Source organism: Coxiella-like endosymbiont (assembly GCF_024730665.1).
In the GTDB taxonomy this organism is placed as follows: Bacteria; Pseudomonadota; Gammaproteobacteria; order Coxiellales; family Coxiellaceae; genus Coxiella.
In genome coordinates this window covers 404,723-420,456 of the sequence record NZ_CP084737.1, presented here as the reverse complement: position 1 = coordinate 420,456, position 15,734 = coordinate 404,723, and the positions used below count along the sequence as shown (strand labels likewise).

Genomic DNA, 15,734 nt, shown 5'->3' with positions numbered 1-15,734 from the left:
GCTGTCTGTAGTTTTCAGGATAATTAACAGTTTATTAAGTGAAAATGTTTGAGGTATTAGACAGTTTAAGCTTGGCGAATATGCAAAAACCACTATCAAAGTTCGAGGACTAAAATGTCGAATCAGAGTTATCTTAAAAAGATAGTTGATAAAACCTATGAACATGGTTTTATCACCGACATCGAAACTGACGTCATGGCACCTGGTCTAAATGAGGATGTAATTCGACTCATTTCAGAAAAAAAAATGAGCCCAATTTTATGTTGCAATGGCGCTTAAAGGCTTATCGGTATTGGACTACCATGAAACCGCCACTGTGGGCGCATTTATCTTTTAATCCTATAGAGTATCAAGAAATTAGTTATTATGCAGCACCAAAAACAAAAAACAAACCTAAAAATTTAGATGAAATTGATCCAAAATTGCTTGAAACTTACAATAAATTAGGTATTCCGCTGCATGAGCAGCAACGATTAACGGGTGTTGCTGTAGATGCTGTTTTTGATAGTATTTCTGTGGCAACCACCTTTAAAGAAAAATTAGCTGCAGTTGGCATAATTTTTTGTTCGTTTTCAGAAGCTGTAAAAAATTCCCCCGATCTAGTGGAGAAATATCTTGGTAGTGTAGTATCTTATCGCGATAATTTTTTTGCAACTTTAAATTCGGCTGTCTTTAGCGATGGTTCTTTTGTCTATATTCCTAAAGGTGTGCGATGTCCTATGGAATTATCCACGTATTTCCGAATTAATGCCGCCAATACAGGCCAATTCGAACGAACACTGATTATTGCAGACGAAGGAAGTTATGTAAGTTATTTAGAAGGTTGTACAGCTCCTCAGCGCGATGAGAACCAACTACACGCGGCAGTTGTTGAATTGATTGCATTGGGTAATGCGCAGATAAAATATTCCACGGTACAAAACTGGTATCCAGGAGATAAAGAAGGTAAGGGTGGTATTTATAATTTCGTAACGAAACGAGGGGTTTGTAGCGGGATAAATTCTAAAATTTCCTGGACGCAGATTGAAACGGGATCAGCAATTACGTGGAAATATCCCAGTGTAATTTTAAAAGGGGATAGTTCAGTAGGTGAATTTTATTCAGTAGCGCTCACTGCTAATTTACAACAAGCGGATACAGGTACGAAAATGGTTCATCTCGGCAAAAATACAAAAAGTACTATTATTTCAAAAGGTATTTCTGCCGGTCGTGGTCAGAATAGTTATCGCGGACTTGTGCGCGTATCACCAAGAGCTGACAATGCACGCAATTATAGCCAGTGCAATTCTTTATTGCTTGGTAGCCATTGTGGTGCGCATACTTTTCCCTACATTGAGGTAAAAAATCCAACTGCGCGTATTGAGCACGAAGCGACAACATCAAAGATTGGTGAGGATCAATTATTTTACTGTCGTCAGCGCGGTATCTTGGAGGAAGATGCGGTGTCTATGGTCGTGAACGGTTTTTGTAAAGAAGTTTTTCAGAAATTACCGATGGAATTTGCAGTTGAAGCACAGAAGTTAATGGAAGTAAATCTTGAAGGGGCTGTTGGATAATCTGCGAGATGATGAGGGGTTGCTTTGTGGACGCGGAAAACAAGAGTAAAGAAAGACCTATGCTAACGATAAAAAACTTACATGTGAATGTAAATGATAGTGAAATTCTCAGAGGCGTTAATTTAACAATTAATACGGGTGAGGTACATGCCATTATGGGACCGAATGGTTCTGGTAAAAGCACGTTAGCTTCAGTATTAGCAGGACGTGAATATTGTACTCTCAAAGAAGGAGAAATTCGTTACTGTGAGAATAATTTATTGGAGCTAACACCTGAAGATCGAGCTGTACAAGGCTTGTTTTTAGCATTTCAATATCCTGTCGAAATTCCAGGTGTCAATAACCTTTATTTCTTAAAAACGGCTGTTAACAGTGTTCGCAAAAAACGGGGGAGTCGGAGCTTGACACGATGGACTTAATAGCGTTAGTTAAAGAAAAATTATCACTAGTTGAAATGGATGATAAATTTTTAAAGCGTTCTGTTAATGAAGGTTTTTCCGGCGGTGAGAAAAAACGTAATGAAATTTTGCAAATGCTTATGCTAAATCCAACGCTGGCTATTTTAGATGAAACCGATTCTGGGTTGGATATCGATGCTTTGCAAATTGTGGCGAAGGGCGTTAATAGTTTTCAAGGTAACGATCGTGCTATTTTACTGGTAACGCATTATCAGCGTTTATTAGATTATATTAAGCCGGATTTCGTGCATGTATTAATAAATGGGCAAATTGTATTATCAGGCGATCAATCATTGGCGCTTGAACTTGAAAAAAGGGGTATGGTTGGCTATGACTTGGAATAAAACCTATTTAAAGTCGTTGCAAAGCTTTCACGATGATCAGTTGTGTATATGGCAGGCGGAACGATTGGATGTCTTTTTGTCACAGGGATTTCCACATAGTAAAATAGAAGATTGGAAATATACTGACGTGTCAGAGATTGAGAAACAGTCTTTTTCATTCGATGAATCTGTTGATTGTGATATTTCTAATTTTATCTTGGATGATGTGCATCGTGTAGTATTTATTAACGGGCATTTTTCATCCGCTTCATCAGATTTATCCCAATTACCTCCAGAAGTCTTATTAAGCTCACTAAAAATGACTCAGTATGAGACGATAAAAAATTTAATAAATGAGTCCCATTATGAAACACCATTTTCATTATTAAATGACAGTTTTTTCAAGATGGTATATTCCTGCATGTTCCCAAAAATTGTCAGATTGAAAAGCCCATCCATTTAATTTATTTAACAAAACCGACGCAGCCTCTGATGATGTCGCAAACACGTCATTTGATTGTCATCGAAGAAAAGGCTAAAGCGATTATTTTTGAAGATTATCAGGGCGCCAATGACATCACTTATTTTAATAATCTGGTGACGCAAGTACATACAAAAGCTTCAGCGAATCTTTATCTCTATAAGTTGCAACAAGAAGGCGACTCAGCCTTTCACATTGCTAGTACGACAATTCATCAGGCGCAAGATAGTCAAGTGATGAGTTGTCATGTAGCTATGGGGGGATCGCTTAGCCGTGATGATTTGAATTATTCGCTGGATGAATCAGGAGCTTCATGCCAATTGTTTGGTTTTTATCATCTAAAAGGCAATCATCATATTGACAATCACAGTTGTATCGATCATCGTGTTTCCCGTTGCATGAGCCAGCAAAATTATAAAGGCATTGTAGCGGACCGATCACGTGCTGTATTTAACGGGAAAATTGTTGTTCATCCTAATGCTGGTCAAACGAAGGCATATCAAACGAATAAAAACTTACTTTTATCCACAGAAGCAGAAGTCGATACTAAACCTGAATTAGAAATTTATAATAATGACGTGAAATGTACTCACGGAGCCACAGTGGGTCAATTAAATGATGAAACTCTATTTTATTTACAAAGTCGTGGGATAGATCGTGTAGCAGCTGAACATATACTAACTTGCGCGTTTGCTAATGAAATTATTGAAGTACTCCCGCACCCCTTGGTTTCAAAATATGTTCAAAAAAGTGTCAACCATCGGTTGGCAAGACGAAGCTGTTATCGGGGTGGGCGTCATCATGTGTAATTTATTAGCTGTCAGAAATGATTTCCCCTTGCTCAAACAACGTATGCAAGGCAAGTCACTAGTCTATTTAGATACGGGTGCCACTGCACAAAAACCGCAATCGGTTCTTGACGCTATATTGCATTATTACTCTTATGATAATGCTAATGTCTATCGTGGTATTTATACCTTAAGTGAACGTGCAACGGCCGTTTATGAGAATGCTCGTAAAAAAATTAAAAGCTTTATCAACGCCAAATATAGCCACGAAATTATTTTCACTCGCAGTACTACAGAATCCATTAATCTAATCGCAGCAAGTTTTGGATGGCTGAAAATTAAAAGTGGTGACGAAGTATTAATTTCGGTGATGGAACATCATTCTAATATCGTGCCATGGCAAATTTTATGTGAGCGGGTTGGCGCTAAATTAAAAATCATTCCTATTAAAGATAATGGCACATTAGATCTTGAAGCATATCAAGGTTTATTGACAATAAAAACAAGAATTATAGGGTTAATTCACGTTTCAAACGTGTTGGGCACTATTAATCCGGTTAAACAAATAATTCAATTGGCCCATCAAAAAGGGATTCCCATTTTGTTAGATGGTGCACAAGCTACGCCGCATATGATTGTTGACGTTCAAGATTTGGGTTGCGATTTCTATGCATTTTCAAGTCATAAATTATATGGCCCCACCGGTGTTGGTGTGTTATATGGGCAATCGAAGTGGTTAGAAGTGATGCCTCCGTATCAGGGTGGTGGTCATATGATCAAGCATGTCAGTTTTGAAAAAACAGAATATAATGTGTTGCCTTATAAATTTGAATCGGGTACGCCTAACATGGCAGGCGTTGTTGGAATGGCTGCAGCTATTGATTACCTTACTGCTATCGGGTTTGAAAAAATTCAAGCACATGAAGAAGCATTGTTACATTATGCGACGAAACAGCTACTGAAAATTTCAGGGCTAAAAATAGTTGGTAATGCATCGCATAAGGCTGGTGTCATCTCTTTTGTAATGGAACAAGCGCATCCTCACGATATTGCGACCATTTTAGATAACGAAGGGATTGCCGTTCGAGCTGGGCATCATTGCGCAATGCCTCTGATGGAGTACTTTAACCTACCTGCGACGACGCGTGTTACGTTCGGGATCTATAATACTTTTTATGATGTGGATCGATTAGTAGAAGGTTTGCACAAAGTCATTAAAGTGTTTGGAAAAGCACGTCATCCCATGAAAGTGGGTACCCAGAGTCAGGGGATGTAACTAACTTCTAGATTTTCCTGCTTTGTCGGGGTTAGAGGCAAGCTTAACTGTGAGAATGATGTGTATGCAATTAATTTGTAGATATGAAAGAGAATAAATTGCCGCATGATGAACAAATAGAGAAAAAAACATGAATAATTTAATTGATTTATATCAAGAAATTATTGTTGATCATGGTCGAAATCCGCGAAATTTCGCTTCGCTATCTGCGCCTACACATATCCATGAAGGCTATAACCCTTTATGTGGTGATCGATTGATAGTTTATTTTCATGAAGAAGATGGCGTTATTGAGGAGGTTTGCTTTGAAGGCAGCGGTTGTGTTATTTCAATGGCATCAGCTTCACTGATGACAGAAATGTTGAAAGGAAAATTGATACAAGAAGTTGAAAATTTATTTTCTCAATTTCACAATTTGGTAACGGGGAAAAATTCCGACGATATTAACCGATTGGGTAAATTATCGGTTTTAGCTAGTGTGTCTGCATTTCCGATGCGCGTGAAATGTGTGACTTTATGTTGGCATACAGCGTTGGCTGCTTTACGTAATAAGAAAAAAGAGGCCGTGGGGGGACCGAATGATGGCAATCCCTGTTATTGAATTAACCCATGCAGCTTGTCATTATATTCGATCGCTAATGAAAAAACGAGCTGGTGAGCTGCTTTTTCGTATATCAATTAAAAAAACGGGTTGTTCAGGGTACATGTATCAACTGGAAATCATTGACTCTCCAAGGAAAGGCGATGTGCCTGTAAAAACTGCTTCTGGGTTAACTATTTTAGTTGATTCTCGTTATATTCATATGATTGATGGAACGTTGATCGATTATGTAAAAAAAGACTTAGGTCAATATCAACTACAATTTAATAATCCAAATGTCATTGGCGCTTGCGGTTGTGGCGAGAGTTTTCATTTAAAGGAAGAAAAGAATGCCGACTGACGAAAAAGAAATTATCATCCTTAATCGAGATACCATGGCTTTGCTGGTTCCTTCAGGTAGGCTGATTAGGGTGCCCAAAGGAACTGAAGTAACTATCTCCCAAAGTATGGGAGGCACATTCACGGTGGTTATTTATGGCAATCTTGCACGCATTGGTGCTCAAGACGCAGATTCTTTAGGCAAACAAGCCGAAAATCCTTTGGATAAGTTACCTAATAATGCCAGCATTAAAGATAAAGTGTGGGCGCAATTGCGCACAGTATTTGACCCAGAAATTCCAGTCAATATTGTCGACTTAGGACTGGTTTACATCTGTGATATTGAGAGAGTGAAGGATGACGCACATCGCGTGCTTATTCAAATGACATTAACGGCGCCAGGTTGTGGAATGGGACCTGTGCTAGTTGAGGATATAAAACTAAAAATTCTTGCTGTTCCTGAAGTTAGTGACATTCATGTTGAGATTGTACTTGATCCACCATGGGACCGCAGTATGATGTCAGACACAGCCAAATTGCAGTTGGGGCTTTTTTAAGACGCAAAGTAAACACTTGCTTTATGTGAACAAGTAAAGAAAGTTGTTCCTCTCTCGGCTACGTTCAATTGTTGTAAGTACGCCGGAATTATAGTTTTTTGTATAGCTTTTAAATCTGGAATGAACGTTATTTCGATTTGGGTGCACCAGGGTGTGGTGTTTTCAAGTAGCTAAAGAACTTGTAGGGACTTGACGGTACGGTGGTTATCGCAATGGTTTCTGCAATTGATCTCTCACTTGATGCATGAAGGGTGATTTTAATGAAGCAGATTTTAATCACTCACAGGAAATAAATAGTACACAAGAAAAGGTCGAGTGGACATATAGATCTTGTTATTTCGGGTATAGCCTCCCCACAATATTTTGGTATGAAAAGTGTTAATCGGCCAAAATTATTCTATATAAAATATGGTTTTTAGCTAAATTTTCAGGGTCTAGCATCGACGTACTTTTAGTTGACTTGCACCAGCACTTTAAGCGTGTCAAACTCGAAAAACTAAGCGCCTCACGGAGGCTACGATTGAGTGAAATTTATATACTCGCTACTGAATTTCTAGGCTATAATCAATAAGCATAAAGCAAATACGAGGTAACGTCTTGAATAGTATGGTTAAGAATTTACTGCTGTGGTTAGTGATTGCAGTAGTTCTCATCACTATCTTTAGCAATTTTGGTGCACATCAGCCAGAAGTTCAATCTTATAGTTATTCGAAATTTGTTAAAGCAGTTAATGATGACAAAGTCAGTAGTGTAGTTATTCAGGGACACGAAATTAAAGGTATTACTAAGGATAATCAGCATTTTACGACTTATTTACCAATGGAAGATCAAATCCTTCTCAATCAATTGATGACGAAAGACGTTAGTGTTAAAGGTGAACCACCCAAACAACAAAGCATGTTTTTGCATATTATTATTAGTTGGTTACCGTTTTTAATTTTAATTTTCGTATGGATTTTATTTATGCGTCAGATGCAAGGGGGAACTCGCGGTGGGGGTCCAATGTCGTTTGGGCGCAGTAAAGCACGGTTGCTTAGTCAAGATCAGGTTAAAGTGACTTTTAATGATGTCGCCGGAGTTGAAGAGGCAAAAGAAGAAGTCAAAGAATTGGTCGATTTTCTTCGTGATCCAGCTAAATTTCAACGTTTAGGTGGCAAAATGCCTTGCGGCGTTCTTCTAGTGGGGCCACCAGGAACAGGTAAGACGCTATTAGCTAAGGTTGTCGCTGGTGAAGCGAAGGTACCTTTCTTTACAATTTCGGGTTCGGACTTTGTGGAAATGTTTGTAGGTGTCGGCGCTTCACGTGTTCGTGATATGTTTGATCAAGCAAAGAAACAAGCGCCATGTATTATCTTTATTGATGAGATTGATGCTGTTGGCCGTCATCGAGGTGCTGGTTTGGGTGGTGGGCATGACGAAAGGGAGCAAACGCTGAACCAGCTTTTGGTAGAAATGGATGGTTTTGAAGGGAAAGAGGGTATTATCGTGATGGCAGCGACTAATCGACCGGATGTGCTTGATCCTGCTTTATTGCGTCCTGGTCGTTTTGATCGTCAGGTAGTGGTACCGCTACCTGATATTAAAGGCCGTGAACGAATTCTTCAGGTCCATATGAGCAAGTTACCATTAGCACCTAATGTAAAGGCTTCTGTGATTGCGCGAGGGACACCAGGATCTTCTGGTGCGGATTTGGCCAATATTGTTAATGAAGCTGCTCTTTTCGCCGCACGAGAAAATAAAAAAGAAGTTGGCATGATTGAGTTTGAACGCGCAAAAGATAAAATTATAATGGGGGCAGAACGTCGCTCGATGGTAATGAGTGATGAAGAAAAAAATTAACGGCTTATCATGAGGCGGGGCATGCGATTGTTGGTTTACACATGCTTGAGCATGATCCTGTTTATAAAGTTACAATTATTCCAAGAGGTCGTGCTTTAGGCATTACGCTGTTTTTACCTGAACGAGACCGTTATAGCATGACGAAACGTCGACTGGAATGTCAGTTAGCAGGATTATTTGGTGGACGTATAGCCGAAGAAATCATTTTTGGTGATGATCAAATTACTACGGGTGCTTCTAACGATATTGAAAAAGCTACCGAAATCGCACGAAGTATGGTGACTAAATGGGGGTTGTCGCCAAAATTGGGGCCTTTGAGGTATGGCGAGGAAGAAAGTGAAATCTTTTTGGGACGATCCGTCACGCAACGTAGAAATATTTCAGAGGCGACCAACAAAGAGATTGATTCTGAAGTGCGTCGCATTATTGATGCGACTTATGGTATTGCAAAGAAAACTTTAGAAGAACACATAGATCAACTTCATTCAATGGCAAATGCATTAATTAAGTATGAAACTATTGGGGAAGTACAAATTAAAGAAATTTTAGCAGGGAAAGAATCGTCTCCGCCTGAAGGTTGGAAAGAAGAAAATGGGAGTACTAAGGAAGACGAAAAAAAGAAACAACTGTAGTACCCGTAGCTGAAGTTGAGCCATCACTAGAGCACCGGCACCAAATTCTGCCAGCTGAAGGTGCTCAACTTAATTTTTGCACCCCTTTACGAGAATGACAATGTTAGAAAAGCAGTTTTATTTGCGCTTGTATGATGGCCGTTGTGTCTTTTTTCTGAACCAGCGATTATGGGAATCATTAACGTTTCTCCTAATTCATTCTACAATCCCCATTCAGATTTAAATTCTGTATTGCATACTGCCGAAAAAATGATAGAAGAAGGTGCTGATATTTTGGATATTGGAGCAGAAGCAACGAATCCGTTTGTGAAACTTGACAAAGATTCACCGTCTTTGCAGAAAGAATTAGATCGTCTTATACCTGCTGTTGATAGGATCAAAAAGCATTTCAATATTCTAGTATCTGTTGATACAAGTCGACCTCAGGTAATGCGAGAAGCGGTGAATGCCGGCGCCGATATAATTAATGATCAGCGTGCCTTACAAATAGAAGGTGCTTTGATGACAGCGGCAGAGTTGAAAACGCCGGTATGCCTCATGCATTTCCCTGGTTCGGTGCAAAAATCAGGTTCCTCATCCTGTTCTAGTTTTTTAGAGAATATTAAAAATGACTTGAAAAATGCGATCGAACGTTGTGCAACAGTAGGTATTTCGCGGGATCGCATTATCATTGACCCCGGTTTTGGTCAAGGCAATTATGGGAAAAATTTGACCGTAAATTTTTATTTACTAAACCGATTATCTGAATTCACTTCCTTGAAGTTGCCTATCCTTTCAGGATGGTCGCGAAAATCAATGGTGGGAGATGTTATTAATCAACCGCCGATGGGTCGACTTTTTGGAAGCATTGCTGCGGATACATTAGCTGTGTACCAAGGTGCTTCGGTGATTCGAACACATGATGTAAAAGCAAGCCGAGAAGCAGTAAAAATAGCAGCTTATGCTAAAAGGATTAGCAAAGATGAAATGGAGTAATAGTAAGAAGTATCAAGATTAATTTTTTCCTTATTTAAGTAAATAAGGAGACAGGAAAATGGAAAAAAATATTTTGGAACGGATGGGATCCGTGGACAAGTAGGTAGCTCGCTCATTAATGCAGAGTTTATGCTTAAATTGGGTTGGGCTGTAGGTAAAGTATTGGCAAATAGCCAATCGGCTACCGTTCTAATTGGAAAAGATACACGTATTTCAGGTTACATGATTGAGTCAGCGCTTCAAGCTGGCTTATCAGCGGCTGGAGTTAATATTAAACTCACAGGTCCAATGCCAACGCCAGCTCTTGCTTATTTAACACGTTCGGTGCGTGCCGATGCTGGCATTGTTATTAGCGCTTCGCATAATGATTATCCTGATAATGGAATTAAATTTTTCAATAAAGATGGCTTTAAATTATCGGACGCATTAGAGTTAGCTATTGAAAAACAAATCGATAAACCGATGCGTACCATGCAAGCTGAGCGTTTAGGAAAAGCTGCGCGCATGAGTGAGGCGCACGGTCGTTATATTGAATTTTGTAAAAATACATTTCCTTCCCAACTCTCTTTAAAAGGTTTAAAGCTTGTTTTAGATTGCGCGAATGGTGCAACCTACGCCGTTGCACCTTCTATTTTCCATGAACTCAGTGCAACTTTGGTCCCAGTTAATATTAAACCAGATGGATTTAATATTAATCAAAGTTGTGGCGCAATTAACACACAGAAATTGCAAAAAAGTGTTATAAAACATAAAGCCGATGTTGGTATCGCTTTTGATGGTGATGGTGATCGGCTGATCATGGTAGATCATCGAGGAGTTAAAGTCGATGGAGATGAATTATTATGCATAATAGCCATCGATCGCTTTCATTTGAAAGAAGATCGTCCACTTGGTGTTGTGGGCACTGTGATGAGTAATTTAGGTCTGGAGCAAACATTAAAACGGCACCATATTGTATTTGAGCGCTCACCGGTAGGTGATCGTTATGTACTCGAATTAATGCAACGAAAAGGCTGGTTTTTAGGTGGTGAATCATCAGGGCATATTGTTGATTTAGGATTTACGACAACAGGAGATGGCATTATTACTGCCTTACAAATTTTACGGATTATGCAACAGACTAGTAAGCCGCTTGCTGAACTAAAGAAAATAATGGTAAAACGGCCACAAATATTAATTAATATACCCATCGGTGAAGTTTTAGATATCAGACGTTACCACACTATCGAAAGAGCTGTAGCAGAAGCAAAAAAACAACTTAATAGTGCTGGTCGTATTTTATTACGCCCATCCGGAACGGAACCGTTAATTCGCGTGATGGTGGAAGGTAATGATGAAGTTATTGTTCGTCAAACAGCAGAGAAACTCGCAACACTGGTAGAAAAATCACTCCGGTAATTATCTCCTTCTCTAGATACTAACTCATTTATATTTATGAACCAGTCGAACATAATCAGGCAAAAATTAGGTGTATTTAGTCTAGCGACGATTATAGCAGGTGTCCGTGGATAATAGTGGATAGTATCAGATTTGCCTGCTGCCGCTTTATTTGGCAGTTCTCTTATTTTCTTTTTTATTTTAGGAACGATTTTTTCTTATTGCCGAGGCGCTGATTGCAGCTGAACTTTCATCAATAAGCAAAGATCATGGTGATGTTTATACGTAGGTTAAAAATGCTTTGTTACCTCATATTGGCAGAGCGGGATGTGGGTAGGATTAACTAGTTGTTATGATGTCTTTTTACAGTACGGAAATCGCGACTGTGCATACAGTTGATGTAAAAAATCCAAAAGAAGCCTATCCGCAAGCGATGTTAATTGCAACTTTATTTATTAAGTGAACAGTGTGATTTCCGTATGGAGTATAGAAAAACATTTACCATTTAAATTAATTTCTGTTGTGTAAGTTGAATTCAATTAGTTTTTTATCTCTCAATCAGCGGTAGTCGCTGACTCTGTAAGAAGATATTTTCCTTTTATCCATACAGAATTAGTATTGCTTTCTTAGAGGGGGATTAGAAAGACTGAATGATTCTGCCTTGATAGCGAACGACGTATATCGCGAGACAGCCTTTGAAAAGATAGGCTTGGGTAGCTTTTCGATACAAATAAATTTCTCGAACAGGATTAATATAGAATATCACCACGAGAAACGATGATTGTTTTTCTTATTATTTTTACTGTTTCGATGTTTGTGCAAATTTTTCAAAAAGGAAGGTGGATTTAAAAAAATTGTGTTTATAATAAGTTTGGCAGAAGGATTTGGATTCTTAATTTCCATAGTATTAGCTCTTTTTAATAAAATTAAAGCATTATCAAATTTTCTCAGTTTTTTTGTTCTCTTGTCTTTTAACCACTGGCATTTTCTTGTAACGAGTAAGGAGAGGTGTCTTGCTATGGTGTTTTTATTGCGCTGACCTATATTTTGAGCTCGACAACTCATTAAGAAGCGTCTAGAATTCTATCATTAGTTGTGAGGCGTTATGGGAGCTTACGAGGAAGCACTAACTTTCGATGATGTTCTATTACTTCCTGGTTACTCTGAAGTCTTGCCAAAAGACGTATCGCTGGCCACAAAGCTCGCTGGTGATATTACTCTTAACATCCCCTTCTTATCCGCCGCTATGGATACCGTCACAGAAGCACGATTAGCCATTGCATTGGCTGAGACGGGAGGCCTCGGCATTATTCACAAGAATATGAGCCCAGCGCGACAAGCAAGTGAAGTCCACAAAGTTAAAAAGTTTGAAAGCGGGGTAGTTTTTGATCCCGTTACTGTTTCTCCGGAAAGTACCATTGGCGAGCTCAAGAAAATTACAAATGAACATAATATTTCTGGATTACCGGTGGTAAAAGGAAAACAGCTTATAGGGATTATTACCAATCGCGATATTCGTTTTGAGTTGGATATGCAACAAAAAGTGGTCAACTTAATGACCCCAAAAAAGCGGTTAATCACCATAAAAGAAGGAGCCTCGCGTGATGAAATCATTAATCTTTTCCGCCAACATCGGGTTGAAAAATTGCTTGTCATTAATGAAGGCTATGAATTGCGTGGCTTGATTACGGTGAAAGATATTTTACGATCAGCACAGAATCCTAATGCCTGTAAAACGGTCTCAGGGCAGTTACGTGTAGGTGCTGCAATTGGGACCGGAAAAGAGACTTCAGAACGTGTAGAGGCGTTGATTAGAGAAGGTGTTGATGTGATTGTGGTAGATACAGCTCACGGGCATTCGAAAGGGGTGATTAAGCGGGTGAAATGGATTAAGAAGCATTATCCGCATGTACCAATCATCGCTGGTAATATTGCTGTTGCTGAAGCTGCCAGAGCGTTAGTGGATGCAGGTGCAGATGCGGTTAAAGTAGGAATTGGCCCTGGGTCTATTTGCATTACGCGGATTATAGCAGGCATTGGTATGCCACAAATTACGGCAATTGCTTCAGTAGCTGCAGAATTAAAAAACGATAATATTCCCGTTATTGCCGATGGAGGAATTCGTTTCTCTGGTGATATTTGTAAAGCCATAGCAGCTGGAGCGCACGTCGTAATGATTGGTGGATTATTAGCTGGTACCGAAGAAGCACCCGGAGAAGAGGTTTTATATCAAGGTCGTTCATATAAATCTTATCGGGGTATGGGTTCTGCTGGGGCGATGTTTGGAACTTATGGTTCTTTCGATCGTTATTTTCAGGAATCTCATGAGGAACAGGAAAAATATGTCCCTGAAGGGATTGAGGGACGCGTGCCTTACAAGGGTCCTTTACGTGGGGTAATTCAGCAATTGGTCGGCGGCCTGCGTTCAGGTATGGGCTATACTGGTTGCAAAGATATTAATGAATTGCGTACAAAAACAAAATTTGTTCGAGTAACCCGTGCGGGTGTTCGCGAAAGTCATGTCCATGATGTAACAATTACAAAAGAATCACTAAATTATTCAATTGAAGAATAAAGGCTTATGTTTAGCGATATTCGACGACATCGAATTTTGATCCTTGATTTTGGTTCTCAGTATACTCAGCTCATTGTACGGCGGGTGCGTGAAATTGGCGTATATTGTAAATTGATGCCCTATGATATTGATGAAAAAACTATTCGTGATTTTAGTCCGCACGGAATTATTTTGTCAGGTGGGGCAGAAACTGTCACTATAGACCATACTATGCGCGCTCCTGTAATTGTGTTTGAGATTGGCTGTCCTGTGCTTGGTATTTGTTATGGTATGCAGACCATGGCTTATCAATTAGGTGGTAGAGTGGATACTACAGAAAGAGCGGAATTTGGCCATGCAGAATTGCGAATATTGCATTCCACTTCATTGCTAGCAGGTATCGAAGATCACGTTTCTCCTGATGGCACTCCTTTATTAAATGTTTGGATGAGTCATGGTGATATTGTTACGGTGTTGCCTCCTGGTTTTAAAACTATTGGGAGCACTAACAATTCACCTTTCGCCGCGATGGTTGATTCCAAGCGAAAATTTTTCGGATTACAGTTTCATCCTGAGGTAACGCATACCTCACGGGGACGCTGTATTTTAGAACGTTTTGTCAGTGAAATTTGTCGTTGTAAATCTAGTTGGATAACAAAAAGCATTATTGAAGACTACATTCGCGATATTCGAAAAAAAGTAGGCAAGGGACGAGTGATTGTTGGATTATCAGGAGGTATCGATTCTGCAGTAACCGCAGCTCTTGTTTATAAAGCAATTGGCGATCAGTTAGTTTGTGTCTTGGTAGACACCGGTTTATTACGCCTAAATGAATCAGAAGAAATTTTAGGGATTTTTAAAAGATATATGGGCGTTAAAGTCATTCGCGTTGACGCAAAAGAAATATTCATGAAAGCATTAGGAGGTATTTTTAATCCTGAAGAAAAACGTAAAATTATAGGAGAGCAGTTTATTAGCGTGTTTGAAACAGAAGCTAAAAAACTTAATGTTAACTGGTTAGGGCAAGGAACGATTTATCCTGATATCATTGAATCAGCAAAAACAGAAACTGGAAAAAGTCATATCATTAAGACTCATCATAATGTAGGTGGGTTACCACCTGAAATGAATTTAAAACTGATCGAACCGTTACGCGAATTGTTTAAAGATGAAGTTCGGAAATTAGGTTTGGCATTGGGGTTACCTAAAGATCTCATTTGTCGGCATCCATTTCCAGGGCCTGGTTTGGCGATTCGTATTTTGGGAAAAATTATACCTGAATATATTGATATTTTAAAACGCGCCGATGCAATTTTTATTGAGGAGCTGAAAAAATACCATTATTACCAAAACGTAAATCAGGCATTCGTGGTGTTCATACCTGTAAAAACTGTTGGCGTTAAAGGTGATTCTCGTCATTACGGTTATGTAGTGGTCTTGCGTGCAGTAAAAACTATAGATTTTATGACCGCACGATGGGCAGAATTGCCTTACGATTTTTTGTCTGAAGTCGCCCATCGTATCATCAACGAAATTAAAGAAATATCGCGAGTGGTTTATGACATTACTAGTAAACCACCAGCGACGATTGAGTGGGAATAAAGTAGAAGAACACTAAAACACTCCATTAAGGTCCTCTGATGAACATAAAATTGTTGAAATGAATGGTTTAAAAGAAGAAGAATTTATTCTTACTACTATTAATTACAGTGGCTGTACTCGTTTAGAATAATAGTTTTTTAAAGAAGCTGTTAAGAATACTTGTAGACATATTCAATGTTTTAGTTATAAATGTAAAAACAGGAATGGATGTCGATGCTATCCCCCGAAAAGACTTTGAGTTTCCCATTGCTGATTGCTCCAGTGGGTTAAATCCTAGGAAACCAGATTCGTGAGCTAACTGATCTAGGAAATATTGTCGGAAAAGCGGGAACTGATTTATACATGCTTACATTATCTTAGTGGCGCCATTGCACACATCATTTAGGGGTTGTTAATT

General features: G+C 39.0%; 10 protein-coding genes and 3 pseudogenes. All 13 read left to right on the top strand.

The genetic code is table 11. The features are described from left to right. Positions 1 to 114 precede the first annotated feature (114 nt). A pseudogene (gene sufB, locus LG660_RS01765) lies at positions 115 to 1,556 on the top strand (Fe-S cluster assembly protein SufB). Between the two features lie 59 nt (positions 1,557 to 1,615). Then, positions 1,616 to 2,348 (top strand): annotated as a pseudogene (gene sufC / locus LG660_RS01760) (Fe-S cluster assembly ATPase SufC). Next, a complete protein-coding gene (locus tag LG660_RS01755) occupies positions 2,345 to 2,800 on the top strand; it encodes a SufD family Fe-S cluster assembly protein (RefSeq protein ID WP_258267637.1) in 456 nt (151 codons plus the stop codon). The pseudogene sufC and the gene LG660_RS01755 overlap by 4 nt, the downstream one beginning before the upstream one ends. Beyond that, entirely contained in the window at positions 2,749 to 3,627 is an 879-nt protein-coding gene (gene sufD / locus LG660_RS01750) for a Fe-S cluster assembly protein SufD (RefSeq protein ID WP_309137055.1), read from the top strand. Before LG660_RS01755 ends, sufD begins: the two co-directional genes overlap by 52 nt. Further along, the gene (locus LG660_RS01745) at positions 3,620 to 4,882 is read left to right on the top strand and encodes a cysteine desulfurase (RefSeq protein WP_258267710.1); all 1,263 of its coding nucleotides are present in this window, start codon (positions 3,620 to 3,622) and stop codon (positions 4,880 to 4,882) included. The genes sufD and LG660_RS01745 overlap by 8 nt, the downstream gene beginning before the upstream one ends. A gap of 130 nt (positions 4,883 to 5,012) precedes the next feature. Then, positions 5,013 to 5,483, top strand: coding sequence for a Fe-S cluster assembly sulfur transfer protein SufU (gene sufU / locus LG660_RS01740; RefSeq protein WP_258267636.1), 471 nt, complete (start codon positions 5,013 to 5,015; stop codon positions 5,481 to 5,483). Beyond that, positions 5,461 to 5,823, top strand: coding sequence for an iron-sulfur cluster assembly accessory protein (locus LG660_RS01735; RefSeq protein ID WP_258267635.1), 363 nt, complete (start codon positions 5,461 to 5,463; stop codon positions 5,821 to 5,823). Before sufU ends, LG660_RS01735 begins: the two co-directional genes overlap by 23 nt. Further along, a complete protein-coding gene (gene sufT / locus LG660_RS01730) occupies positions 5,813 to 6,358 on the top strand; it encodes a putative Fe-S cluster assembly protein SufT (protein ID WP_258267634.1) in 546 nt (181 codons plus the stop codon). Before LG660_RS01735 ends, sufT begins: the two co-directional genes overlap by 11 nt. A 597-nt stretch (positions 6,359 to 6,955) precedes the next feature. Further along, positions 6,956 to 8,829: pseudogene (gene ftsH, locus LG660_RS01725) on the top strand (ATP-dependent zinc metalloprotease FtsH). 168 nt (positions 8,830 to 8,997) lie between these two features. Continuing rightward, a complete protein-coding gene (folP, locus tag LG660_RS01720) occupies positions 8,998 to 9,804 on the top strand; it encodes a dihydropteroate synthase (RefSeq protein ID WP_258267633.1) in 807 nt (268 codons plus the stop codon). A gap of 42 nt (positions 9,805 to 9,846) precedes the next feature. Continuing rightward, positions 9,847 to 11,202 carry a phosphoglucosamine mutase gene (gene glmM / locus LG660_RS01715; protein ID WP_258267709.1) on the top strand — a complete coding sequence of 452 codons (1,356 nt, stop codon included), beginning with the start codon at positions 9,847 to 9,849 and terminating at the stop codon, positions 11,200 to 11,202. A 1,084-nt stretch (positions 11,203 to 12,286) separates the two neighbouring features. Further along, entirely contained in the window at positions 12,287 to 13,756 is a 1,470-nt protein-coding gene (gene guaB, locus LG660_RS01710) for an IMP dehydrogenase (RefSeq protein WP_258267632.1), read from the top strand. A gap of 6 nt (positions 13,757 to 13,762) precedes the next feature. Then, positions 13,763 to 15,337, top strand: coding sequence for a glutamine-hydrolyzing GMP synthase (gene guaA / locus LG660_RS01705; RefSeq protein WP_258267631.1), 1,575 nt, complete (start codon positions 13,763 to 13,765; stop codon positions 15,335 to 15,337). The last annotated feature ends 397 nt before the right edge of the window (positions 15,338 to 15,734 follow it).